At 45.0% G+C, this 22700-nt stretch carries 30 protein-coding genes; 4 read left to right on the top strand and 26 right to left on the bottom strand.

The window, feature by feature from the left end; genetic code table 11:
* The 4 genes from RAC86_RS07885 to spoIISC all read left to right on the top strand — a co-directional run.
* The coding region (locus tag RAC86_RS07885; protein WP_377885484.1) for an inorganic phosphate transporter at positions 1 to 946 on the top strand (946 nt) is incomplete at its 5' end.
* Between the two features lie 109 nt (positions 947 to 1055).
* Positions 1056 to 1802 carry a toxin-antitoxin-antitoxin system toxin SpoIISA gene (spoIISA, locus tag RAC86_RS07880; protein ID WP_089172519.1) on the top strand — a complete coding sequence of 249 codons (747 nt, stop codon included), beginning with the start codon at positions 1056 to 1058 and terminating at the stop codon, positions 1800 to 1802.
* A complete protein-coding gene (gene spoIISB, locus RAC86_RS07875; RefSeq protein ID WP_003232646.1) occupies positions 1802 to 1972 on the top strand; it encodes a three component toxin-antitoxin-antitoxin system antitoxin SpoIISB in 171 nt (56 codons plus the stop codon). Before spoIISA ends, spoIISB begins: the two co-directional genes overlap by 1 nt.
* An 85-nt stretch (positions 1973 to 2057) precedes the next feature.
* A complete protein-coding gene (spoIISC, locus tag RAC86_RS07870; protein ID WP_119899277.1) occupies positions 2058 to 2195 on the top strand; it encodes a three component toxin-antitoxin-antitoxin system antitoxin SpoIISC in 138 nt (45 codons plus the stop codon).
* Positions 2196 to 2231: 36 nt separating this feature from the next.
* Here the strand turns inward: spoIISC and RAC86_RS07865 are convergent, their stop codons facing one another.
* The 26 genes from RAC86_RS07865 to RAC86_RS07740 form a co-directional block, all read right to left on the bottom strand.
* Positions 2232 to 3125 (bottom strand): N-acetylmuramoyl-L-alanine amidase, encoded by an 894-nt coding sequence (locus tag RAC86_RS07865; protein WP_014479567.1) that lies wholly within the window; start codon positions 3123 to 3125, stop codon positions 2232 to 2234.
* A gap of 12 nt (positions 3126 to 3137) precedes the next feature.
* On the bottom strand, positions 3138 to 3401 hold the full coding sequence (locus RAC86_RS07860) for a phage holin (RefSeq protein WP_014479566.1): 264 nt from the start codon (positions 3399 to 3401) through the stop codon (positions 3138 to 3140).
* 12 nt (positions 3402 to 3413) lie between these two features.
* A complete protein-coding gene (locus tag RAC86_RS07855) occupies positions 3414 to 3683 on the bottom strand; it encodes a hemolysin XhlA family protein (RefSeq protein WP_015252265.1) in 270 nt (89 codons plus the stop codon).
* Between the two features lie 52 nt (positions 3684 to 3735).
* Entirely contained in the window at positions 3736 to 4575 is an 840-nt protein-coding gene (gene xepA, locus RAC86_RS07850; protein ID WP_029727045.1) for a phage-like element PBSX protein XepA, read from the bottom strand.
* Positions 4576 to 4618: 43 nt separating this feature from the next.
* Positions 4619 to 4783: an XkdX family protein gene (locus RAC86_RS07845; protein ID WP_014479563.1), complete on the bottom strand. Its 165-nt coding sequence runs from the start codon at positions 4781 to 4783 to the stop codon at positions 4619 to 4621.
* Positions 4780 to 5109: an XkdW family protein gene (locus RAC86_RS07840; RefSeq protein WP_377885483.1), complete on the bottom strand. Its 330-nt coding sequence runs from the start codon at positions 5107 to 5109 to the stop codon at positions 4780 to 4782. The genes RAC86_RS07845 and RAC86_RS07840 overlap by 4 nt, the downstream gene beginning before the upstream one ends.
* Positions 5110 to 5122: 13 nt before the next feature.
* Positions 5123 to 7231, bottom strand: a complete 2109-nt coding sequence (locus RAC86_RS07835) for a terminase (RefSeq protein ID WP_377885482.1) — start codon at positions 7229 to 7231, stop codon at positions 5123 to 5125.
* Positions 7232 to 7233: 2 nt separating this feature from the next.
* The gene (locus tag RAC86_RS07830) at positions 7234 to 7506 is read right to left on the bottom strand and encodes a hypothetical protein (RefSeq protein WP_003232665.1); all 273 of its coding nucleotides are present in this window, start codon (positions 7504 to 7506) and stop codon (positions 7234 to 7236) included.
* A complete protein-coding gene (locus tag RAC86_RS07825; RefSeq protein ID WP_220396466.1) occupies positions 7503 to 8081 on the bottom strand; it encodes a YmfQ family protein in 579 nt (192 codons plus the stop codon). The genes RAC86_RS07830 and RAC86_RS07825 overlap by 4 nt, the downstream gene beginning before the upstream one ends.
* On the bottom strand, positions 8065 to 9111 hold the full coding sequence (locus RAC86_RS07820; protein ID WP_377885481.1) for a baseplate J/gp47 family protein: 1047 nt from the start codon (positions 9109 to 9111) through the stop codon (positions 8065 to 8067). The genes RAC86_RS07825 and RAC86_RS07820 overlap by 17 nt, the downstream gene beginning before the upstream one ends.
* Entirely contained in the window at positions 9104 to 9529 is a 426-nt protein-coding gene (locus tag RAC86_RS07815) for a DUF2634 domain-containing protein (RefSeq protein ID WP_003232671.1), read from the bottom strand. Before RAC86_RS07815 ends, RAC86_RS07820 begins: the two co-directional genes overlap by 8 nt.
* 57 nt (positions 9530 to 9586) lie before the next feature.
* Positions 9587 to 9853 (bottom strand): DUF2577 family protein, encoded by a 267-nt coding sequence (locus RAC86_RS07810; RefSeq protein WP_003244812.1) that lies wholly within the window; start codon positions 9851 to 9853, stop codon positions 9587 to 9589.
* Positions 9853 to 10830 carry a phage-like element PBSX protein XkdQ gene (locus RAC86_RS07805; RefSeq protein ID WP_003245730.1) on the bottom strand — a complete coding sequence of 326 codons (978 nt, stop codon included), beginning with the start codon at positions 10828 to 10830 and terminating at the stop codon, positions 9853 to 9855. Before RAC86_RS07805 ends, RAC86_RS07810 begins: the two co-directional genes overlap by 1 nt.
* Before the next feature lie 15 nt (positions 10831 to 10845).
* Positions 10846 to 11505 carry a LysM peptidoglycan-binding domain-containing protein gene (locus tag RAC86_RS07800; RefSeq protein WP_038828716.1) on the bottom strand — a complete coding sequence of 220 codons (660 nt, stop codon included), beginning with the start codon at positions 11503 to 11505 and terminating at the stop codon, positions 10846 to 10848.
* Entirely contained in the window at positions 11498 to 16417 is a 4920-nt protein-coding gene (locus RAC86_RS07795; protein ID WP_377885479.1) for a transglycosylase SLT domain-containing protein, read from the bottom strand. Before RAC86_RS07795 ends, RAC86_RS07800 begins: the two co-directional genes overlap by 8 nt.
* Entirely contained in the window at positions 16418 to 16558 is a 141-nt protein-coding gene (locus RAC86_RS07790; RefSeq protein ID WP_072692631.1) for a hypothetical protein, read from the bottom strand.
* 41 nt (positions 16559 to 16599) lie between these two features.
* Positions 16600 to 17046, bottom strand: a complete 447-nt coding sequence (locus tag RAC86_RS07785) for a phage tail assembly chaperone (protein WP_015715734.1) — start codon at positions 17044 to 17046, stop codon at positions 16600 to 16602.
* A gap of 90 nt (positions 17047 to 17136) precedes the next feature.
* Positions 17137 to 17580, bottom strand: a complete 444-nt coding sequence (locus tag RAC86_RS07780; protein ID WP_003232677.1) for a phage tail tube protein — start codon at positions 17578 to 17580, stop codon at positions 17137 to 17139.
* 1 nt (position 17581) lies between these two features.
* Positions 17582 to 18982 (bottom strand): phage tail sheath family protein, encoded by a 1401-nt coding sequence (locus tag RAC86_RS07775; RefSeq protein WP_213414431.1) that lies wholly within the window; start codon positions 18980 to 18982, stop codon positions 17582 to 17584.
* Positions 18979 to 19197, bottom strand: coding sequence for a YqzN/YkzM domain-containing protein (locus RAC86_RS07770; protein ID WP_003232679.1), 219 nt, complete (start codon positions 19195 to 19197; stop codon positions 18979 to 18981). The genes RAC86_RS07775 and RAC86_RS07770 overlap by 4 nt, the downstream gene beginning before the upstream one ends.
* Before the next feature lie 3 nt (positions 19198 to 19200).
* Complete coding sequence (locus RAC86_RS07765; protein ID WP_128992677.1) at positions 19201 to 19641, bottom strand: phage portal protein; 441 nt, start codon at positions 19639 to 19641, stop codon at positions 19201 to 19203.
* 12 nt (positions 19642 to 19653) lie between these two features.
* Positions 19654 to 20139, bottom strand: coding sequence for an HK97 gp10 family phage protein (locus RAC86_RS07760; RefSeq protein WP_128992675.1), 486 nt, complete (start codon positions 20137 to 20139; stop codon positions 19654 to 19656).
* Entirely contained in the window at positions 20136 to 20492 is a 357-nt protein-coding gene (locus tag RAC86_RS07755) for a YqbH/XkdH family protein (RefSeq protein WP_042974265.1), read from the bottom strand. The genes RAC86_RS07760 and RAC86_RS07755 overlap by 4 nt, the downstream gene beginning before the upstream one ends.
* The gene (gene yqbG / locus RAC86_RS07750; protein WP_021479474.1) at positions 20489 to 20872 is read right to left on the bottom strand and encodes a protein YqbG; all 384 of its coding nucleotides are present in this window, start codon (positions 20870 to 20872) and stop codon (positions 20489 to 20491) included. The genes RAC86_RS07755 and yqbG overlap by 4 nt, the downstream gene beginning before the upstream one ends.
* Before the next feature lie 21 nt (positions 20873 to 20893).
* On the bottom strand, positions 20894 to 21829 hold the full coding sequence (locus tag RAC86_RS07745; RefSeq protein ID WP_377885477.1) for a phage major capsid protein: 936 nt from the start codon (positions 21827 to 21829) through the stop codon (positions 20894 to 20896).
* Between the two features lie 25 nt (positions 21830 to 21854).
* Positions 21855 to 22682 (bottom strand): XkdF-like putative serine protease domain-containing protein, encoded by an 828-nt coding sequence (locus tag RAC86_RS07740; protein WP_015252281.1) that lies wholly within the window; start codon positions 22680 to 22682, stop codon positions 21855 to 21857.
* Positions 22683 to 22700 lie beyond the last annotated feature (18 nt).

The raw sequence follows: 22700 nt of genomic DNA, 5'->3' as shown, positions 1-22700 counted from the left end.
TTTCATCAACGGGTTTCATGATACGGCAAACGCAATTGCGACTTCGGTATCAACAAAAGCGTTAAAACCGCGCCATGCCATTATATTGGCTGCTGTGATGAACTTTGTCGGAGCAATGACGTTTACAGGTGTTGCCAAAACCATTACGAAAGACATCGTAGATCCTTATACGCTGGAAAATGGCTCTGTTGTCATTTTGGCTGCGCTACTCGCTGCAATTGCCTGGAACCTTATCACATGGTACTACGGTATCCCAAGCAGCTCATCCCATGCCATCATCGGCGCTATTGCCGGTGCAGCCATTGCGGCAGCCGGATTTGCAGCGTTAAACTATAAGGGCTTCATTAAAATCATTGAAGCACTGATCCTATCACCAATTATTGCCTTTGTCCTTGGTTTTATTCTTTATAGCATCGTTAAGCTGATTTTCAAAGACAGCAACTTGGCGAAAACGAATAAGCAATTCCGCAGAGTGCAGATTGTAACAGCTGCCCTGCAATCGTATACACACGGAACAAACGATGCGCAAAAAGCAATGGGAATTATCACAATGGCTCTCATCACAGCGAATTTACATACTTCTGCTAATGATATTCCTACCTGGGTGCAATTCGCCTGCGCGACAGCCATGGGTCTCGGAACATCAATCGGCGGCTGGAAAATCATCAAAACCGTTGGCGGAAAGATCATGAAAATCCGCCCGGTAAACGGTGTTTCCGCTGACTTAACCGGAGCAGCCATTATTTTCGGCGCCACGTTTATTCATTTGCCGGTCAGTACAACCCACGTCATTTCTTCATCAATTCTTGGCGTCGGTGCGTCACACCGGGTAAAAGGCGTAAACTGGGGTACGGCCAAGCGAATGCTCATTACATGGGTCATCACGCTTCCGATTTCAGCGACACTTGGTGCCATCGCCTACTTTATTTTAAATATGATATTTTAATGTCACACCGCTTCTGTCAAAGGAGCGGTTTTTTTGATGGAACAGGAAAACCATCCGGATCTCTCGAATACAATAAGCAGAACCTATTTCAGATATGAGGGATTCGAATATGGTTTTATTCTTTCAGATCATGGTCTGGTGCATCGTGGCCGGACTGGGGTTATACGTGTATGCCACGTGGCGTTTCGAAGCGAAGGTCAAAGAAAAAATGTTCGCCATCCGGAAAACTTGGTATTTGCTGTTTGTTCTGGGCGCTATGGTATACTGGACATATGAGCCCACTTCCCTATTTACCCACTGGGAACGGTATCTCATTGTCGCAGTCAGTTTTGCTTTGATTGATGCTTTTATCTTCTTAAGTGCATACGTCAAAAAACTGGCCGGCAGCGAGCTTGAAACAGACACAAGAGAAATTCTTGAAGAAAACAACGAAATGCTCCACATGTATCTCAATCGGCTGAAAACATACCAATACCTATTGAAAAACGAGCCGATCCATGTTTATTATGGAAGTATAGATGCTTATGCTGAAGGTATTGATAAGCTGCTGAAAACCTATGCTGATAAAATGAACTTAACGGCTTCTCTTTGCCACTATTCGACACAGGCTGATAAAGACCGGTTAACCGAGCATATGGATGATCCGGCAGATGTACAAACACGGCTCGATCGAAAGGATGTTTATTACGACCAATACGGAAAAGTGGTTCTCATCCCTTTTACCATCGAGACACAGAACTATGTCATCAAGCTGACGTCTGACAGCATTGTCACGGAATTTGATTATTTGCTATTTACGTCATTAACGAGCATATATGATTTGGTGCTGCCAATTGAGGAGGAAGGTGAAGGATAATGGAACGTGCGTTTCAAAACAGATGCGAGCCCAGAGCGGCGAAGCCGTTTAAAATCCTGAAAAAACGTTCAACCACCAGTGTCGCAAGCTATCAAGTCAGTCCGCATACAGCAAGAATCTTCAAAGAAAACGAACGGCTGATTGACGAGTATAAACGAAAAAAAGCATGATCACACTAAAAGGACAAGGGAAAACAGCTCTTGTCCTTATTCCTTTTCTTAAAGGGTTACATATAATAAATACAAACAGAGGATAATGTCAGGTGATACAGTGAAAAAATTGGTGAGGCGTGTGAAGTTTGTTGCTTACGGAAGGTTTGGGCTTTCCGGGTACTCGCTTCGGGTGAGGGAGCGCAGTGCTGGAATTATTAAAAAGTTGAAGAAGAAAAAATAAATCCCGGAGCAGCTCCGGGATTTTTATGGTCTGTGATCAGCTTAATTGCGCTGCGATCTTCGCTTTCGTCGCAGGCCCGTAGATACCGTCAGCAGTTAGACCGTTAACAGACTGAAAACGGGCAACTGCGTCAGCTGTTTTCGGTCCGTAAACGCCGTCAATTCCGTTGTTAACAGCGCCTTTATCAGGGTAAAAATACAGAGCCGCAAGTGCTCGTTGCACCTGAAAGACGTGTTCTCCTGAGGTATAAGGTGTTGTCAATTGAATGATACCATCAGGGAGCGGATAGAGCTCGGGTTCTTCAGCGGACGATGGAGCACTTACAATTAATACTTGACCAACGCGAATAAGATTCGGGTCTTCGATATTGTTCCACTCTTGCAGCTGAGCAACCGTAACACCAAATGCTCTCGCTATAGATGTAAGTGTGTCGCCCTGTTTCACGACGTAAGTTTGGCTGCCGCCTCCCCCAATTCCTGCTTTGAACGAATCCCACGTATCTAACAATTTTCGTGGACATTCCTTCCCTGACCAATACTTATGAGGGACGACATTGGCGAGACTGATATTATGTTCAGCCATTAATGTTTTGATGAGCCACTGGGCATTTGCTGTTGCTTTTGCAAAATCGCCATCGGCATTTTCGCAAATTTCAATTCCAATAGAAGCCCGGTTGCCGCTGCCATTTCCGTCTCCCGCATGCCAGCCGTTTTCATTTAAAGGCAGATGCTGATAAATTTCTGTATCATCAACTGTAAAATGCCAGCTTGTCGTCGTATCAGGATTTTTCAAATAGCGGGCATGCGCTGCAGCATCTGCTCCTACTGCGGTATTCGCTGTGTTGTGCACCGTAATGTAAAGCGGCGTCATTGCGTAGCCTGGACGGTTATTTGCGCCAACCGGAATAAAGTCTTGAATAATGTTAACCATTTTCATCTCTCCTTATTTCGTCAGATTATTGTCCCTTAACAAGTCGCGCTGTTTTTTCCCTTTTTCTGTTATATAGTTGTTTTTAAACCAAGCGGCAAGTGTCGTTCCAATTGTAAATGCGATGGAACCGGCTGAATAAAGAGCGTCAGCGAGCTGATTGACCTGCTCCTCCTGAATGTCCAATGGTGATTTGCCGAGCATCAGCATGGTCTGGTTGATTAAAGCAATTAAAAGAAGCACCGTCCTGATGACCGTGCCCTTGTCAAACGTGTTCATGAAAATCCCCCTTTAATGCTGCAGCAGGCTGTACATAATGGCGATGGCTCCGCCAATGATGCCTGTAGACACTGCTGTAATGATGGCACCTGTGATGGTGCGTTTAATCCACGTTGTGTTTTCTTCAATTTTGTTTAATTTCTCATTCAGCGTCATGATTTGCTGGTCTTGACGGTCAGACACGCGTTCTAATGCGGAAACCCTCTGCTCAAGTGCTTTGTGCTCGCCTTTTATGTCTGCTAAGTCCTGCTGAAACACATTCACATCTGCCTCTTGCTGCATTATTCACTCCTCCTTTACATGCAGATCACCTCCCTTCCGAGGGCCAAAACTGTTATGAAACAGCGGTCCCTTTTACCGAGAGAGTACCGCCGGTGATACTGACGATCTCCATGATGATCTCCTTAAACCCTTTAATATCGAAGGCCCATGTCTCAGCTTTTCCTAATGTACTCAAAGCAGAGGTGGCATCATCAGTTTTCACGCCTCTGATCGGCAGTTTCTGTCCTGACACCGATTTGCCCCAAAATTTGACTTCGCTCATTTCCGCTGTGCCGTAGATTTCAACGAGTAAATGCGCGGCACCGTCAACAGGTAAAGCTGCCCCCTCGCCGGCGGACTCTGCATTTTCATGAAAGACAAAGTCAAATGTTTTGCGAGCCTCGACTTTCAGCCGTCCATCGTGTGTTTGATTCTCCGCAAAGTCAATCTGTAAAGGCGTTTTTCCATTGACACGCACATCCATCTCACCCGCACCGACTGATTGGTATAATACAAACTCAGATTGCTGAAGATTCCCGTTCACATAGCGGAAACGGTAATAGCGTTTAGAAAGATATACCCAGTCCGTCGCTGTCAGGACACCTGCTGCGACATTAACTGCTGCTGTCGTTGTCCAAACATTGTTATTGTCACTTTCTTCTATAAAGAGCGTACCTTCACGATCTGCATACGCCCAGCCCTTCACTTTCGAAATCAGAACTGCGCCAAGCCTATCCTGCCCGAGCTGACTGTATGCCTCAGTAGCCTTTAAAGCAGCATTTGTTAAAATCTCCGCTACGCCTGACAAATTCGAAACAGGTGTCACAAAATCATTTTTTCCTCCTCGATAGGGCTTTACAGCGCCGGCTTTTCCAGCCTTATCGAGAGGAAATTCATATTGATACTTCAATATCTTCATCCTCCTTTGATCTAAAAACAGGCAAAATAAAAAAGCCTTACATGGCTTTACCGGTAATTTCTTTATACTGGTCAGCTGTGATCAGCTTTTTGTTCACACCCTCTGCCAGATCCTCAATTGAACAGTCTTTATATGCTAATGCTTGTTTTACCATATCTGCTGTCGCCCACTCATAATAGAGGGCAAGCACCCAATAATTCATTCAGAGTAATCTCCTTTCAAAGAAAGTAGTGAAAGCTTTATACCTGCCAGCTCGTTTCCCAAAGTTTTGTTCAATTCTTCAAGCTGCTTGCGTGCCAGCTTTTCTTGTGACAATTCTTGAGCGAGAAGCTCCACCTGATCAGGCGGCTCGTACGGCGGGTTTTTTTGTGATTCCTCCCACCAGGATTCGAGTTCTTTTTGTGTTGGGATTGGGGCGCGCAGGTTCCACTCGGCTATATAAGACCCTTCCCCGTCATTTTGAACGATAAAATCTCTTGTTGGGTCTGCACTGGGGTATTTAAACATGATTGCTTCTGCGATCATCATTTTGCCTCCTATCTTATACTGTAGGATAGTTAAGTCCTCCAAGTTCTTGGATGTCTATATAGTTGTATAGCTCGTTAAAATCGGATACACCTCTTCTATCATCACCGCTATAATTGCAATAACAATAGATCTCTATATAGTCACCTTTGTTCATAGGAACGGTTACATTACCATTTAATGCAAGGTACATTTCATTTTGCTTATCAACAAAGTCCCCTCTCTTATGGTCAATCGGTTTATACAATGATCCATTGAGATAGAGTTTCAGGTGAAAATTGATGTAAGCCGGTGTATTTATCATATACAGCCCAACTCCCACTAAAAACATTCCATCATTAGGAGCAACGAATCTACTATTATTTGTGTCAAAAGCATTATGAGTATCTTTTATTTTGCGTTTAAACTGAATTTTTGTATGGTTAGCTTTATTTAAATATTGTATGCTGTTGGCCCGAATATTGGCATGTGCAAATCCAGAAATTTTATGCCAGGCTGTCCAGCCTGAATCTGCCCACCAATGGCGAATCCAAGAACCTGTGTTGGCAAAGTAGGAGCTAGATTCATTTCCAGTTCCATAAAAATACTGAGTAAATCTATAATTACTGTGTTTTTCATTTTTTACAATACCATAGGTAAGAGGGTATCCTGTTGTATTATTTGCTCCTATATCCATAAAAGTCAGCCCAGCTGGATACTCATTGCCGCTTGTTCTAGCGTCTTGAATTGCATTGGATCCTGTAAGAACTGTTAATTTATTATTCGTATAATTAGAGTCAACATAGTTTTTAGCATCAGCTAAGGCTTTATCTGCTTTAGCCTGAGCGCTGGTTTCAGTTTCAACCTTGTTCCATCCTTGCCATGCAACAGTACTTCCATCATAATAATTCGTAAAAACGTTGTTTCTGTAATCGGTAGCTAAGACCCAACCAAACATACCTTTCCCCTCAGTTGATTGGCTAGTCAAATGAAATACTCCTCTTATTGAAAATGGTGATGGAGCGTTTACAGCTTTTCCATGTGCATAAAATGTGCCCATACCTCTACCTTGATCAATTATTTTTTGAAGAATGTCCTCTCCTTCGTTTGCTGCAATGGACACCCCTCCTATATCACTTGTTATTTTAGTAAGCTGAGCTCCATTCCATTTACTTCTCTCAACAGATGTAATGTGTATTGCTGAGTCCTTAGCATGATTAGATACCTTTTCCTCTGCTCCAGCTGTTGTCTCTAATTCAATCCAATCTGACCAGATTCCTCCTGAGATCGTCTTTCGATACGTTTTATTTGTATTGTCAAAAGCGATAATTTGCCCGTAATTTCCAGTCGCATTAATAGTCCATAAGCCCCTGACTGAAGTACCAGGGCCGTTTAGTGTATTTGGTGCAGAAGCAAAATGAACCAATCCAGTGTTCTGTGGAACAATTTTATGAAAATCATCTGTTTCGCTTAAGTATAGTTTTCCTTGACCGTTGTCTGCAGTAATTTTAAAAAGCTGGCTGTTATTCCACTTGTCTTTTTCTGCTTGTGTGACATGTATGTCTGAAATGTCTGCATGAGCGTTCACTTTTGTTTGAGCGCCCTCTGTCGTCTCCAATTCAACCCAATTTGACCAGATACCGTTTAAGAGAGTTTTACGAAAAGTTTTATTATCATTTGTCACCACAATTACATGACCATTTAATTTGCTGTCGCTGCAAGTCCAAAATCCTCTTCCTGAGCCGCCTGGTGAATTTAGAGGCGTGCCAGTATAAGAAAAATAAGTCAATGTAGGATAGTTCAACAGTTCCGTATGGAAATCACTCGTTATATTGAACATAGGCTGTCCATCATCTTTTGTAATCTTAGATAATTGACCTTTGTTCCATTTCTCTCGCTCTTCCTCTGTAACATGCCGCACCTGATCTTGCTCATGCTTGTCAAAATCCTTCTTAGCCGCCTGCTGCACATTATCCACGTTCCCCAGCCCGATTTGCGCCTTTGTTGTGTTGTGGGGGTTGTTCATGTCGTTTTTGTGGGCAGCCATGTCGGTGTGGGCGTCTTTTATGCCTTTTTCCCAACGGTTGACGTCATCTTCGTTGATGGGATCATCCGGAAGCCAGTCTGTTTTTTCTTCGTATGCCATGTTTACACCACCTCAAAAGTAAATCTGAAATCGAGTGTTCTGTTTTCGCTAACGTCCAGGTCAGTCTTTCTCTCTGTGATCACATTGCCCAGCTCGTCAAAAATTTGTACCGTTTCGATATGCTTGATGTCTTCCTCACGTTTTGTCAGAACGGTGACTGTCGCACCGTCAATGGCGAGCTCTACTATTTCTGTTTTTTGGCCGTTGAGCAGCACGTGATCGATTCTGCTTTTTAGATCAGCCGCTGTGCGTTCTCTGTATATGGTTGAAATCAAGTTAAAACCACCTCATTGTTGTTAAGAGTGACAGAATAACCGACCTTGAGCTCACTGGCTGTTCGGTATCTGCGGTGATTCAGGATGACTGTATCTTTGATTCGCAGCGTCTCATTCAATCCGCCTCTGAGCGTATACGCCAAATGAGCGGGTTTCATGTTTTCTATCGCTTCGATCAGCTCATTCATGTGCTGGAGGTCATCAACATTGATATCGACGTTAAATCGGTATTCGCCGGGAAGCAGGCGGACCTGTGCAGACGGGTTTTTCAAGAAACGGTTTACCGCCTGCTCAATGGCCCTGTATGTGATTGGCGGGATGTTCGACATTTTGGAAATGAGCCGCAATCGTCTGATCTCATCAGTGTCGCCTGATTCCCGCGGGACGTTTAAAATTTTTTCCCAGCGGCTGAGCCCCCAAGTCGCCGTCGGTACGAATAACTGATCCGTCAGATCAAATATGCTGTCATTTTGTTTATCAAACTCAGGCGCTTCCGCTTTCAGCAGCTCAGCCATTTCTTTAAGGCTGGTAAGAAACGGCGGCAGATACGCTGTCATGTCATCTTGTTTGCTCAATGATCTTCACCTGCCCAAGCTTAGGAATTTCCACGTCGCTCAGCACCAGATTTTCAGACGTGCCGTTGATTTGAATATTGGAGTAGTCACTGACTGATGGTGAATTATAGACGATATTGTTAATTTGAGAAAGGCGGATGACGTTATCTTCAAAAGCCATTTTCTTAAAGAGATTTAAAACGCCTTCCTCAATTTCTGACTTCACTTCATCAATTGAGTGATTGATCTCAGGCAGCACTTCGGCAGAAATCTCAACTTCTTTCCAGACCGCGCTCTCCACTGTGACAACGGCTCCGATTGGCGCCTGTCCCTCTCCCTGTCCTGGTTCAGGGTCGATATAATCTTTCACTTTTTGAATTAAAATAGGAGAAGCGGGCTCAAGATTCGCATTGGTGACGACAATTTTGACAGTGCCTTCACCGTTCCAAAGCGGGAAGATCTTTGCCTTTCCCACACCGTCCACTTCCTCAGCCCACTCTTTATAATGCATTTTATTGGCACTGACGGCCTCACGCCGAACCCTTGTAAAATACCGTTCTCGCAAGCTGTCATCTCCCTCTTCCTCGCGTCCCGGAATCAGGATTTCTTTGACTATGGCCGTTTCTAAACCGGGAATGGTATCCAATGACAATAAATTGCGTCCGGTCAGATTGGCGTTTCCTTCTTCACCAGGTGTTTCACAGATGAGCGTCCCATCTGCCGTATATTGAAAATAAAGATTATCCACGTAAAAGCGGGAGCCGACAGGAATAGTAACTCCAGATGTAAACTCTCCCGCTCTGACCGCCTTTGTCGCGGCTGTCCGTTCAATTCCCGCTTCCGCTGCACGCCTGTCTAAAAATTCGCCTTGTGCGGTATCAGAAAAAACTAGCTCAAGCACAGTATCCAGCCATATATAAGACTTCGCAAGCTCGGCCGCCGCCGGGGCTAACGCATTATAAATGACGCTGCCTTCTCTTGTGTCAATATCTGCGGAAATGCTGTTCAGCATACGCTCCATAATCGCTTCAAAAGTCTGATCTTCAAACATCTTCGCCAATCACCTCCTCAATCTCAAGCGTTCCTTCATCCGTCTCCACCACGAAGGACACATGAAACGCGTCGCCTTGTTTTTCAATCTCAAAATCTGTTACAGCAGATATCCGGTCATCATAAACCAGCGCCTCTTCTATCAGTCTCGGAATCTCCATCTTTTTATACGCATCAGTCGTCTCATGATCTGTCAGCACGTCCTGAAGCTCGTTTCCGACATTATGGCTGTATATGGAATATGCATAGCGTTCTGTCTGTAAGGCGATATACACGAACTGCCTGATCGCTTCAAGCCCGGTAATCAGCTCATTCGTAATTCTTCCGTTTTCAAAATCTATTTTGTACGTTTGCGAGGTTTCAATGACTTCGCTCTCAACTTCAATATCTTCAAACTCCACTTCTGGTGTCAGGGCCATGTTGCCCACTCCTTTTACATGCTAAATAAAAACCCCTTCGTACTGAAGCGGTTTTGTCTATACCTTATCTAAAATAAAAAACGATTGCCCGCCAGTCAGAGCCGCGGTCATGAGGCGATCCCCCGGCTCGAGTGCATCGTCTCCTCCGGACTGCATTCGTTTTGGGATAATGATGGCGTCTTCCGGTATGATCAGTTTGCTGTTTTCTTTTAATTTGATTTCCACAGGAGAAACCGAAACGACTTCAGCCGGGAGCAGTTCTACCGGAGACTCAGCGTCAACTGCGCCGACTGCCAAATGTTTTATAGCCTCACTTAATCTCATCAGGAAACTCCTTCCGGCATCGTATTCTTTTCGACAACATCGATCGTCATCGTATGTTTCGTTCCTTTAAATTCGTGCCGGTCCGTATCTACCCAATAGGTTTTCTTGATGCCGGCCTCCGGAATAGAAATATAGACAGGCAAGCCGCTCTGCACTTCCGGGATGCCCACTGCCTGAATATTTTTCAGTTCTTTTTTCACGCCCTTTTTTTCAGCAAGCCGTACATCTGCCCGCTGCTGAAGCTGTGCCTGGTTGATGTCATCTGTGACCGTTTCCGTATATTGAAGCACACCGTATTTATTTAAGCCTGAACTGTCCTTGGCAGAGGCTTTATATGTCTTATTGTCCTTCTGCCGGCGAAGTACCACCCGAGTAGCAGTGTCGTTTATAGAAGTGCTGTATTGGTAGCCCGTGATATTGACGCCCGTTTCAAGCACCCATACCTCTGACGGATCTGGCCAAGCGCGCAGACCGAGCTTTCCTTTTTCCGAATACAGCTGGTAATGTCGTCCTGTCTGGCTTTTCGTCTGTTTCAGCGCTTTTAATATGATGTCATACAATGTCGTATCATTTTTAATGACAAGACTTTTGATCGTATGGCCTGTGTTTGCAATCGAGGTTGTCGGTATCTGGAAGTCACTCGCAATCCTTCTGATGATCTGGTCGGCCCGCTGATTAGAAAACACGTACATATCCTGGTTTTTGACCAGGTACTGAAGCATGTCATAAGCGCTGAAGGCAAGAGTATGCTCGTCCGGGGTTCTTGCAAAAACAATGCCCCGAAACAGCTCTTTTCCCTTCCATTTAAACAAAACCGTATCTCCTTCTGAGACACTGTAATACGTCTGGTCGCCCTGCTTGGTGACGATGGTCGCTTCAATAGAACGCGGCGCCTGATAACGATGGCCTTCAAGCGATACGCTTTCTGCAACCAGCTCAAGCCACTCTGTGTCTTTAATGACGAACAGTTCTATCATCATACATCACCTGTTTCATTGCGGTATCTTTAATTTTTGGCCGGGAAAAATCCAGTGGCCCGGCTGCCTGATGTTCCGTTTGCTTCGTTTGATCATTGCTGTTTTATTGGCGTTCCAAATTTTGCGCCATTGGGTGCTGTTCCCGTAAAACCTGCCTGCAATGTCCCATAGCGTATCTCCCTTTTTCACTGTGTACGTCTTCGGCGCAGCCTTCGACGGACGTTTTGCCTTTGTTTTTTTCTTCTGCTTGATTTTCCGCGGGGAAGCGGTTTTGTATTCTTTTAATACAATATCAAAATCCCGATCTCCTATTTCATTGTCTCCCTCACTATATTTAAGGCTTTCAATACTGCATGTCATATTGATTTTTGTTCCCGTAATTAAAAATTGAACAGGCTTTTTTGCCTTCATCCATTTTTCAATTTTCGCAATGGCATTTTCCGGAGACGGGAGATTTTGATATTCAGCTATCGGCGTATACTTTTTTGGAAAAAAAGAAGAAAATGAAATTTCTTTTGCTCCGGGTTCTTCAATAAACGTTAGTTCACCCAATCCCGTTATCTTTACTGAGTCATTTTGTACACTATTCGCTATATCAATCGCTTCAGGAAGAACCGGGAATCGCAGCTTTTCTTTCCCCTGTGATATCCAAAATTCATAGATAGACTTAGTCAAAAGCCACGACCCCCTTTGTTCCGGTGTTAATGTCTTTTTGTAATTCATCAAGTAATGCCTGCTTGATTTTCGCAACCAGGCCATCAGCATCCTGTCCATTATGGAAATGCTGATCGCCGTTAAACTCAATCTTTATTTCTTTCGTTCCAGCTGTTTGTATCGTTTGCCGTGTACCGGATGTAACTGCTGAAACTTGTCCTGAAGAAAGCTCAGACTGCTGGGATTGAGACGGATCTGTCACTTCCATACCAAGAGCTTGCGCAGCTCTCTGAAGGAGGTAGCGGCCGCGGATGCCTCGCTCCTCCGGAATGATCCATTCCCGCTTGTTTCCTTCTCCGACACGGGCAATTTGTTCTTTTGTAATCAGCCCGCCGTTTGCGTAACCGACATACGGTCCGCCATGATTCAGGCTTTTAATACCCGGCACATTGTTGATTGATCCATATCTGCTTTTAATATAGCCGATCGCAGCAGCTGCGTTGTGAATCGGGTTTTTAATGTTACCCATACCCGGTGCTTTATGGTCATTAAAGGTGCTTGGGATCGTCTGCATCAGCCCTTGTGACGGATGCCCCGCTTTTGCGTTGCTGTCCCACAAGTTAATTGCATTCGGATTGCCTCCGGATTCATACTGCGCAATCGTCATGAGTCCCGGTAGCCAGCTCATCGGTGTCTTGGTGGCCATGAGAGCAGCCATAATCCATTGTTTTACGTTCCCGCCCATGGCTCCCATTCCGGAATAGGCAGCCGCCAGTGATCCGGCTTGTTTTTCAGCATATTTCTTTACATCTACTGAGCCAAGGCCTTTGACAACACCAATTGAAGCAAAACGTCCCAAGCTCATCATGACACGGGAAGGTGAATGAATATCTAGCTCCTCACGGAAAGCCTGCTCCACTCTCTTGGCCATATCCTTTGCTGCTTGTTTTACTTCACTGGATTTAGAATTCATGCCTGTCACAAAGTTTCCGATCAAACCGGAGCCCCAGCTGTTCGATGTGTCTTTTGAACGCAGGAACGGTTTGTCAACATGTGTACTCACATACTGTGCAGTCCCTGTTTGGGTTGAGTTTTGTCCTTGCGCAAAGCCTTTGACCGTTCCTGTGCCCCATGAAGACGATTTGTTCACAGTGGCTTGGTACGGCGTTTTAACTTTTGATTGCAAAAAGCCGTCTGTTCCAGTTGCAGTGCCGCTTTGGCCCTTGGCATACCCGCTTACCATTTGTTTACCGTAATTTGGTGAAGCAGAAATCATTTGTGTAAATGGCGTATTGATGTTTTTCTTTTTCCAGTCTTCCATTTTGACCGGCTGATCGCTGATGCCTTTACCAAAGCCTTCTGAAAATTGCTGTCCGAGTGTGGACGCTTGGCCTGTAAGATTTGCAGTGTTCATTGCTGGGGAGGCTGAGCCTGATAGAGGACTGACAGCTGCTCCTCCTGAAACAGATGCTGGACTTCCGCCAGAAGACGAAGCTGCGCCCATGTCGTCTACAACTTGCATACCCAGCTTAGACGCCGCTTGTGAAAGAAGCATCTTCCCCCGGCCTCGGTTGTTATCAACCGGGATAACGAATTCCTTGCCGGCTTCACCGATCCACGAGATGGTTGGTTTGGTGATGTAGCCGCCTGTGGCATTTTTATCCGGATCCTTACCTTTATTCGGATCACCGCCGCCGGTTACAAAATTAATTACTTTACTAGCTACGCCGCCAGCTTTATCCCAGATTTGCTTCACCCAGCCGAACGCTTTAGAAAAAGCATCTGAAATTGCTTCTCCCACCTTTGTAAGAGGTTCTTGAATATTCTTTTTAAACCAGCCGCTCAGGCCTTTCCAAATGTTCTTAACGGTGTCTATCGCTTTTTTGAAAGCATCTGAGATTCCCTTACCTACATCTGAGACTGTATTTTTAACCGGGTTCCAAACTGTATCCATGAACCATCCCGATACTGTACTGAAAACACTCTTAATCTTATTCCAAGCACCGGTCATTTTATCCCAGATTGTAGTTGCCGCTCCTATTACAGCAGATTTGACTGGCCCCCACACATTACTCATAAACCATGAAGCAACTGTACTGAACACATTTTTAATTGTCGTCCATGCATTTACGATTTTAGACCATATTGCTGTTGCTACACCCACAACTGCTGATGAAACCGGCGTCCAGACATTGTCCATAAACCATGTTGCCACCGTGCTGAATATCGTTTGAATCGTTGTCCATGCATTTACGATGTTGGACCATATGCTTGTTGCTACACCCACAACTGCGGTTGACACTGGCGTCCAGACATTGTCCATAAACCATGTTGATACAGTTCCCCAAGTATCCTGAATGGCTGACCAGGCATTTTGCGCACCCTCTGTGATGCTGTTCCATGTATCCTCTAGAGCGCCGGCATCAATTGCCTTCCCTAAACTTTCACCGCCGAAAGTACCGGCAATTCCTCCTACAACACCGCCAATAGCCGTCCCGACTCCCGGCACAACGCTTCCAATAGCCGCTCCTGCAGCGGCTCCTGCTAAACCTCCGCCGGCTGAACCTACTTTTTCACCAGCATTATCCTTATTGATACCGGCTAAGTCAGTAAGGGACAGTATTTCGCCTAATCCCGGTATTCCTTTTGCCGCTCCTTTTAAGCCCTTCAGTCCGCCTTTTAAGCCTTTTGATTCACCCAATGTTTTCAGAAGGCCTGAAAAACCTTTGCCTGATGCTCCTTTAGCAGATTTAGGTGTATTCACAGGATTTGTTTTATTCCCTTTTGTTGATGAACCGTTTCTATTTTTCACTTTTTTGCTTTTGCCTGTACTGATTCCGGCACAGCAGCAACCACAAGCCCCGCCCCATTTGCCGCCTGACTTTTTCGATTTTGAACCTGAAGATTTTTGGTTCATAGAAGGTTTTTTAGTGCGGTTTGAATTGTTAGAAGTTGAGTTCTTTGTATTGGCTTTTGAAGCTTTTTGTTTGCTTTTGCTTCCGCTGGATTTGCCGCCAAGCAACCCGCCAATATCCAGATTCCCCAGCTTCTCAGCAATGCCTTTTATAATTTTTTCAAAAAACTCTCCCACTTTTTCAATAATTTTATCAGGGCTGAATTTCTCGAATTTCTTGGCGATTTTTGAAACAATGTTATCAACAAACTTTTCTGCTTTATTAGCGATTTTATCCGGGTTCAGGAAATTAAATTTCTCTGAAATTTTGTCAACAATATTTGTTACAAAGTCTTCCGCTTTAGTAATAATGGCGTTTGGACTGAATTTGCTGGCGACATCATCTACTTTTTTCATAAAGGAATCTGTAAACTTGTCAAGCTCGTTAAAAATCGTTTCCGGGCTGAATTTACTTACGACATCGTCCACTTTTTTCATGAAGGAATCTGTAAACTTGTCAAGCTCATTAAAGATTGTTTCCGGGCTGAATTTACTTACGATATCATCCACTTTTTTCATGAAGGAATCTGTAAACTTATCAAGCTGCTTAAAAATCGCTTCTGGACTGAATTTGCTTGCAATATCATCCACTTTTTTCATAAAGGAATCTGTAAACTTGTCAAGCTGCTTAAAAATCGCTTCTGGACTGAATTTACTTGCGATTGCATCCACTTTTTTCATAAAGGAATCTGTAAACTTGTCAAGCTGCTTAAAAATCGTTTCTGGACTGAATTTACTTGCGATTGCATCCACTTTACTCATGAACGATGTTGTGAATTTATCTAGCTGCGACAAAATCGTTTCTGGACTGAATTTCGTCGCAATTGCGTCCACTTTACTCATGAACGATGTTGTAAACTTATCCAGCTGTGCCAGAATCGTTTCTGGACTGAATTTCGTCGCAATTGCGTCCACTTTACTCATGAACGATGTTGTAAACTTATCCAGCTGTGCCAGAATCGTTTCTGGACTGAACTTCGTTGCAATTGCGTCCACTTTATTCATGAACGATGTTGTGAATTTATCCAGCTGCGACAAAATCGTTTCTGGACTGAATTTCGTTGCAATTGCGTCCACTTTATTCATGAACGATGTTGTGAATTTATCCAGCTGCGACAAAATTGTCTCTGGACTAAACTTTGTGGCGACTTCATCCACCTTATTCATGAACGATGTCGTAAATTTATCCAGCTCTGTTAAGATTGTTTCCGGGCTGAACTTTGTGGCGATTTCATCCACCTTTTCCATGAATGAAGCAGCAAATTTGTCCAGTGCTGTCAAAATCGTTTCTGGATCAAACATGCTCGCAATATCTCCTGTACCTCCTGCTGAAGGCGCTCCTTTTTCGGAGGGACCTGAACTTCCCATGCTGTCAATTCTTTTCTGCAATGAATCCAGCTTATTTGACACCTTGTCATTAATAGCGAGCTCAAGTTTGTTGTCTTTTCCTGTTAAGGCATTAATACCAGCAGAAATACGACCGACTGTTTTCATGACGTGATCAATCACGCGTATCGTAACAGAGTAACCATTTTTAAGTGCAGTTTCCATATAGCGCTGTATTTTTTGCACAGCTGGCAACACTTGATCTTCTGCACTCAGCATAATCGCAAAGCCTTTAAAACCTGCCACGAGCTCTCTTAATCGTTCAAACTTTTCGGTTGCTTGGTCACTAGCATCTATTTTAATAGATACAGATGACGGCAATCCCTGCAATTGAACATTAACCTGCTGAATAATACTGCTGGCTTTATCCTCAGTTGAAATGGAGATCATTTGGGCGCCAAGCTTTTTCTTTAATGATTTTTGTATGCGATCAATTGTCCTTAATACAGTTTTGCTTTCTTTTCGTACATCAATAGCGCTTTTTCGCTGCACCATTTTTCTATATTTTTCAAGAGCTCTAAACCCATTCTGGATCTTTCTTAACTTTTTACTTACACGGTCTTCCATTTCAAACCTTGCTGTCAGCTTTGCCAATTACGATGCCCCTCCTTTCTTTGCTTGTTTTTCAAGGAGATCGAGCTTATATCCAATCAGTCCATACAACAGCGCCTTGAAGTTTCGAGGCGCTTCATACAGTTCTAATAAATCTGATGGAGAATAATGAAGCTCGTGCATCGCATAGTAGAGATACACGGCTTCTTTATGCCCATCCTTGATTAGTTTTTTGCTTCTTCTTCCAGATCCTCTAATTCATCTTCAAATCCATTAATCTCAATCGCTTTGTTTAACCAGTTCGCATACTCGCCTCCAACTGAGAGCACGCGTTTCGCAACTTCTACCGGGTCAGCCGTTTTGTAAGCTTCTCGAAGCTCTTTTGAACGGAAGTCCGGATAAACGGTTGATTCAACTGCGATTCGGGCATAAAAGCGCTGGCTGTCTAAATCTTTTACACGGCCTCTGCCTTTGACATTTTTATACGTTGTTGTTTCTTTCTCCAATTCATCAATGCGCTCCGTCGTGATCGCTTTAAAAATAAATGGCACGATGTTCCCTTTTTTATCAACAAAACGCTTTGAGATCGGCACTTTGATTTCCTCAGCTTCAATTGTTTTTCCCGGCATAAAAAAGGAAAGATCATATACGTTTTCGTTCTTCTCGCTCATGTAAAAAACTCCCTTGTCTATTGTTTGGTTTCATCTTTTAAAAACAGACCTTTCTGAGAAAGGTCTGCGTATGGGCTGATTCAGCTTTGATTAAAACGTGTCAGATAGCTTTTCAGGGACGTCGAAGTCTTCGAATGTAAATGGAACTTCTTCCTCTAACGCTTCTGAATCGACATCAAGGCTTGCGATTTTGGCAGAGTCAAAGTTGACGTCGTACAGCGTGACTCGCTCTGTGCCCCGGCCGGAGGATTGATCATCCAGCACGGCTTGGAGCGTGAAATAAGGGTCGCTGCCTTTTTTGACATAGTCCATCATCAATAGCACGAATTTTGATGTGACTTTGTAGAACGTCGCGGTCCCTGTTCCATTTGCCCCTGTTGTTTTATGGCCTGTCATGCGGCGGCCCATAATGTTGACTTCGGATTTGTTTTTCTCAACGTTTGCTTCAAATGTTTTGATGTGCGCCATTTCCTCACCATCGAGAAATAAGCGGCCTTCTTTTCCTGAAATTGTGTTTTGTGCTTTTAATGCCATATTAGTTTACCTCCACATTAAAGTAGAATTTTTCTGCTGCGTCGACAGGCTGAACAGCCAGGTCAATCAAGAAGCCGTCACGATCTTCATTCATTGAAATTGTGATATCTTCATCGGAATCAAAGCCAGTGATGCCGCCTGCATCCTGAAGCGTTGTCATGTATTGCGTGATCATCGTTTTTACATACTGCAGTCCGTCTTCAGATGCCGGAATATCGCTTCCGCTGCCTTTTCTTGATTTAATTAAGGCTTTCAGCTCGCGTGTTAAATCATTATTCACAGCATCCAGGACACGAACGATTTTGTTCTTCGCAAATTTCTTGTTTTTCTCAGCTGTGAACGTCACGAGTGAGTTAATGTCCTTTTCTACGCTGACGGATTTGTCACGGGCGTCGAATGTGAATAAAAATTCACCTTTACCCAGACGTTCAACAATCGTATCGTGGTCAAGGCGGTGTAACACATCAACTGCGCCTTCGTACTCTACAAATGTAAGTGATTGGTTAAAGGTTGCTCCTGCACTCGCTCCAGCTACCCAAGCTGTTGCTTTGTCCGGTGTAACTTCCGTGCCATCTTCAAGCAGCACACCCTCGGTTACGTTGATGATGCCTTCATAATCACCGGCATAATTGGCTGTGACGCCTTGCACTTTTTGTCCTTGGCCGTCGCGCAGGCGTTTAATGAAAGCAGCAAACGTCGCTTTCAACTGGTCACCTTCTGCAACAGGCAGCGCAATCACATCAAAGCTCTCCGTTTCAGCCGCGGCTAAGAAATCTGTATAGTCGGAGTTGACAGGGGCTTTATCCGTACCGCCAGATAAACGGATTCCCGCGGATGCATTCAGCGTCTCAGCTGCAGTGTCTCCTTCTGATCCAGTGAGAGGAATCGTTGAAGAAAGATCGCCTGTTCCGGTAAAAGTGACATAGCCGTTAGCTGTTAATTCTTCAGCCTTTTTGACAGTCTGTTTATCAACCTCTGATTCGTCCATATATGTTGTCACATCGAAAGAATTAGTATCCAGCACATTTTGATTGATGCGGATGATAATGTCATTTCCTTTTGTTCCGCCATATACTGCAGTTGCTTTGACGCCTTCAGCAATATCAGCAGACGCTCGGACACCTTCGGTTAGACGGTACATCAATACCGTTTTCGCATTTTTCTTCGCTTCACGCAGCAGCAATAAAGACGGGTCATCAATGCTGAGGCCCACTTTTTTGTTTAAGTCTTCAACGCTGGAAATGGAGACGAACGTTTTCGCTTCGCCCCAGCTTGATGCGACCGGAAGTGCGACTGTTCCCCGTTCACTGAGTGATACCCGCTCCTGTGCCGTCGTTTTAAAGTTAAAATAAATGCCTGCACGTTCTTTTTCTTTGCCTGTTGTAAATGTTCCGCCATTCATGATGACATGACCTCCTTGGTTAGAAATGTTTGAATCAATTGGTTGGCTTCTGATTTCGTCATACGTGGTTGATCCACGCCAAATAAAGCCCCCTGAAGAATATCCGGCTTAACGCCGAACAGTTCCTTCGCGTGCTTAATCAAATCCGCTGTATCAAATAGAGCTTCCCGGCTCTTTGTATGTACAGCCTTCTTCTGTTGTTTGTCCTTTGACACCGTTTATTTCACCCCGCTGTTCATGTCGATATCCTGTAAGACAGGCTGTTCTGTTTTGTGATAATAATATCGGCTGCTCCACCTGATCACCATGGCCGCCTCGCCCCTGTCTCCTACCCTTGTCTCGATTTGGGAGAGGCGAACCATATCCCCCGTCTTCTCGCCGGATTCACTCAGCAGCGGAATCATATTTCTCGCTTCTCTGATGGCATCCGCGAGCCTGTCCGCTTCATCCAGCGCCTGAACGGAGTCCAGATGAAACAGTTTTACATTGAGACTGTAGGTTTTTTTAAATGTGGAGACCGTATCTGTTTCCTCGAAAACAGATGGTGGCGGGACGTATAACGACGGCACCTGAAAGTGATCAGGAAGCTCGCGTTCATAAATTGGAACAGACCACCGGCTGTACAAAAACGCCATGATCGATCCTGTTTCACTGTTCATCCTGCTCCTCCTTTACAGCTTCTTCAGCCACTGGCGCAGTTTGCTTTCCAGCGATTTTTCAAACAGCTGTTCATATAAAAGCAGTGCATGATCCCAGTAGCCCGTGCCCGGTATCCATTTTTTCTTGAGCGCCATTCCCGTTGAAGCCGCTGGATCATAAATAAACCGTGAGCCTTGAAAACGCCCCGGCACCCATCTCACATCTTGTTTTGACGTCCAATGGCCGTCATTAAGAAATGAGGCGTAATCAAGCTGTGTCCCCACCTCAAGCGAAAGCCCGCCGCTTTGCACAATCCAGAGATTGTCCTCTGCGCCTTTCTCAAAGGAACTGAGCAGTTTTTCTGTATCAATCGTTTGTGTGCTGATGAGTTCAGATTGGACGATCTCCAGAAAATCTTGCCCGCACTCCTCAAGCCACCGGGACGCCTGTCTGGAAAAACCGCCTGAAGCCGCTTCTTTTAATGCCGTGTTCAGCTGTTTCAATCCCGCTATTTTCATAGGCTTTCATCCCTGACTGCGACGACCTCCCAATGATGATGTCTGATCCTTTTCGGCAGCTTTAGTATATATTTATGATTCTCCCAAATGATTTTATCGTTCACGCGGATGTCCGCTGACAACGGAAAATGGACGAGAAAGCTATGATATACAGTTTGATCCGGCTCCTCCTGAATCAGCTGCTGTGTTTTTTCGGTAAAATAACAAGGAACATCTTGTTCATCGGGTGTATCGGGATATGAAATCACCGGCTGCAGCCTGTCTGCCGGAATCCCAAATCGGCCTGCAGACGGCGCTTGGGCTGCTTCATGATAAATGTCGCAACGGTGAATGAGCATCTGCTTGTAGCTCATAAAGATCTCACCTTCAGTCTGGAGGATTCAGGGACGTAACCCGGCTTGATAAACTCTTCGAGCAAATGATACACCTCTGGCCGCTGAATCCCGCCTTCTCCGGAAACCGTGTAGGAATAATCCCCCATTTTCTCAGACTGATAGCTTGATGAGGCAGATTCATCGCTGTTGACAAGCGCAAAATACTGGGCAAGCTTTACTAAAGCCAGCTTCACCTTGCCGGGCAGCGGATCATACAAGCTGTCTTCAAAGCGGTGGCCCGTGATGAGAGCCGCTTCTGCTTCCGCCTCGATGATATCCTGCGCCAGCAGCTCTTCCGGCCTGTTTTTCACCCGATCATAGACCGAATAGGAGGCTACGTCAGTCGGTTCAATGAGCATGAGCTGACCACCTCGTTTCTATTATTCTTTTACGTTAATTAATTTCGCGCAGGCATCCTCTTCCTCGAACTTGCTGTCCAGCTTGGCCGTTAAGACAATAATGAATTTACGGGAGCGGATGTCTTTGTCGACTTCAATTCGGATATTGCGGGAGAAGCCGAGAATGATATTTTTCGGATGTGTGAGAATGATATCAGAAGCGTCATATTGCGCGTCTCCCTCACCGACTGTGTACGGCTGAATATTGGATACTCCTTTGACCGGTACGCCGAATGCTGTTGACAAGCCGCCCTGAACAGCCTGGTCCCCAAGGTTTGTCTGGCGGTCTGCCACGCGGTCCTTCCATTCGATTTCTAAGCCGTGAGACGTATAGAATCTGAATTCCTGAGGGATGCGCAAATATTTTGGCGGAACTGCCTTTAAGCCTTTCTTGAATGTCGCTCTGGACAGTTCTTCACCGTTCATGTCAACGATATGGGAAACCGCCTGTTTACGGATGCCGTCCAGCTGTGCCAGATACGGATCAGCTGATGCTGTATCACCGTTAACGATCAGCTCTTCAATATCAACTGCTGCGCGCTCTGCTAAAATTTGCATGATTGTCTGCTGCAGGCCGTCTTTTTCAATATTGTTTTCAAGTGTGTCATACGTAATGTTGATTTCCGCAATGACTTCCTTCGTGTTCAGCTGGACAGTGCTTGTCGTTGGAACTGTCAGCTCGTCGTTTGACAGTGCTTTTCCTTCTTGCGCAGCCCGCAGAATACGCTGACCGAAGCCGATTTTCTCAAATTTTTGCGAGTCATTTTCCATTTGAATCACGCGGGATTCACTGAAAATGGTCGGCGTGTTTTGCACCATGCGGATAAAAGCCGATGCTTGCGCAGGGTTCATAAGCCCGCCGCTTTTTAAAGCAGAAAGCGACATTTCCGCTTTCCGAATGATCTCTTGATTTCTCAATTGATTTCCTCCTCCTTGACTGGTTTTACAGCAGTCCGCTCCAGATTGATTTTTTGACTTGCTCTGTATTGCCGCCCGTATCGTCCGCTGTCTGCTTAGACGCGCCCCGCGCTTTTTCCAAAGCCTCGATGCGTTCGATCAGCGGGGCAAGCATGTCTTCAACGAGCTTTTTCAGACGCTCGTCATCACCCGTCTGCTCCGGCTTTTCCTCCGTGTCTGTGTTTTTTTCAATCCGCTCAAGCCGTTTGAGCAGAGGGTAAAGCGCATGCTCGAATGATTCTCTCATGTCTTCTTTTCTCATTTCTTCAGTCTCCTTCACTGTTTTGTCAGCAAGCATTTGCTTGAATACACTAAAGAACCCTGCTTTTTCGACCGGTTCTTCTTCATACACATCTGCAGTGCCCGCCATGCTGTAGCCGGTGATGATTCCAGCCTTGATCTGTTCCCACACCTCGTCAGACGCTCTTGTCACGAGCACCCATGAGCCCTTTGTAATCCGCTTTGACCCGATCATAAAATCATCGGGCGCCACATAGGACTCGACCACGACGCCGGTTCCGCCCTCAAAGCTGTGATTGATATCAATCTCCCGTGCCTCCGCGAGAAAACCGTGCGCCGCTTTTTCAATTTCCTCGGCGGTCATAAAATCGCCGTGTGCATCAGGAACATCAGGCTCATACACGATTCCGTACACGAGCTTTTGTTCATCCTGCTCACTTTTTGTAAACAGCCGAACCTTTTTTTCAAATGACGGAGGTTTGGCTGACTTCGTAAAGAAAAATTCTGTCTGGTTAGCCGCCTTGTCCACATAACTGACAAAGCTGATTTTGGCATTTCTTAATTCTCGCGCCACCTGCTTGATTCACCTCCC

It is taken from the genome of Bacillus sp. LR_5 (assembly GCF_042709275.1).
This window is presented reverse-complemented; position numbering and strand designations above follow the sequence as displayed.

What these genes read in the sequence shown, in the direction of transcription:
- spoIISA (WP_089172519.1), top strand. Translation starts at nt 1,056, where the DNA reads ATGGTTTTATTCTTTCAGATCATGGTCTGGTGCATCGTGGCCGGACTG.
- spoIISB (WP_003232646.1), top strand. Translation starts at nt 1,802, where the DNA reads ATGGAACGTGCGTTTCAAAACAGATGCGAGCCCAGAGCGGCGAAGCCG.
- spoIISC (WP_119899277.1), top strand. Translation starts at nt 2,058, where the DNA reads ATGTCAGGTGATACAGTGAAAAAATTGGTGAGGCGTGTGAAGTTTGTT.
- RAC86_RS07865 (WP_014479567.1), bottom strand. Translation starts at nt 3,125, where the DNA reads ATGGTTAACATTATTCAAGACTTTATTCCGGTTGGCGCAAATAACCGT.
- RAC86_RS07860 (WP_014479566.1), bottom strand. Translation starts at nt 3,401, where the DNA reads ATGAACACGTTTGACAAGGGCACGGTCATCAGGACGGTGCTTCTTTTA.
- RAC86_RS07855 (WP_015252265.1), bottom strand. Translation starts at nt 3,683, where the DNA reads ATGCAGCAAGAGGCAGATGTGAATGTGTTTCAGCAGGACTTAGCAGAC.
- RAC86_RS07845 (WP_014479563.1), bottom strand. Translation starts at nt 4,783, where the DNA reads ATGAATTATTGGGTGCTTGCCCTCTATTATGAGTGGGCGACAGCAGAT.
- RAC86_RS07840 (WP_377885483.1), bottom strand. Translation starts at nt 5,109, where the DNA reads ATGATGATCGCAGAAGCAATCATGTTTAAATACCCCAGTGCAGACCCA.
- RAC86_RS07835 (WP_377885482.1), bottom strand. Translation starts at nt 7,231, where the DNA reads ATGGCATACGAAGAAAAAACAGACTGGCTTCCGGATGATCCCATCAAC.
- RAC86_RS07820 (WP_377885481.1), bottom strand. Translation starts at nt 9,111, where the DNA reads ATGTTTGAAGATCAGACTTTTGAAGCGATTATGGAGCGTATGCTGAAC.
- RAC86_RS07815 (WP_003232671.1), bottom strand. Translation starts at nt 9,529, where the DNA reads ATGGCCCTGACACCAGAAGTGGAGTTTGAAGATATTGAAGTTGAGAGC.
- RAC86_RS07810 (WP_003244812.1), bottom strand. Translation starts at nt 9,853, where the DNA reads ATGAGATTAAGTGAGGCTATAAAACATTTGGCAGTCGGCGCAGTTGAC.
- RAC86_RS07805 (WP_003245730.1), bottom strand. Translation starts at nt 10,830, where the DNA reads ATGATAGAACTGTTCGTCATTAAAGACACAGAGTGGCTTGAGCTGGTT.
- RAC86_RS07790 (WP_072692631.1), bottom strand. Translation starts at nt 16,558, where the DNA reads ATGCACGAGCTTCATTATTCTCCATCAGATTTATTAGAACTGTATGAA.
- RAC86_RS07785 (WP_015715734.1), bottom strand. Translation starts at nt 17,046, where the DNA reads ATGAGCGAGAAGAACGAAAACGTATATGATCTTTCCTTTTTTATGCCG.
- RAC86_RS07780 (WP_003232677.1), bottom strand. Translation starts at nt 17,580, where the DNA reads ATGGCATTAAAAGCACAAAACACAATTTCAGGAAAAGAAGGCCGCTTA.
- RAC86_RS07775 (WP_213414431.1), bottom strand. Translation starts at nt 18,982, where the DNA reads ATGAATGGCGGAACATTTACAACAGGCAAAGAAAAAGAACGTGCAGGC.
- RAC86_RS07765 (WP_128992677.1), bottom strand. Translation starts at nt 19,641, where the DNA reads ATGAACAGTGAAACAGGATCGATCATGGCGTTTTTGTACAGCCGGTGG.
- RAC86_RS07760 (WP_128992675.1), bottom strand. Translation starts at nt 20,139, where the DNA reads ATGAAAATAGCGGGATTGAAACAGCTGAACACGGCATTAAAAGAAGCG.
- RAC86_RS07755 (WP_042974265.1), bottom strand. Translation starts at nt 20,492, where the DNA reads ATGAGCTACAAGCAGATGCTCATTCACCGTTGCGACATTTATCATGAA.
- yqbG (WP_021479474.1), bottom strand. Translation starts at nt 20,872, where the DNA reads ATGCTCATTGAACCGACTGACGTAGCCTCCTATTCGGTCTATGATCGG.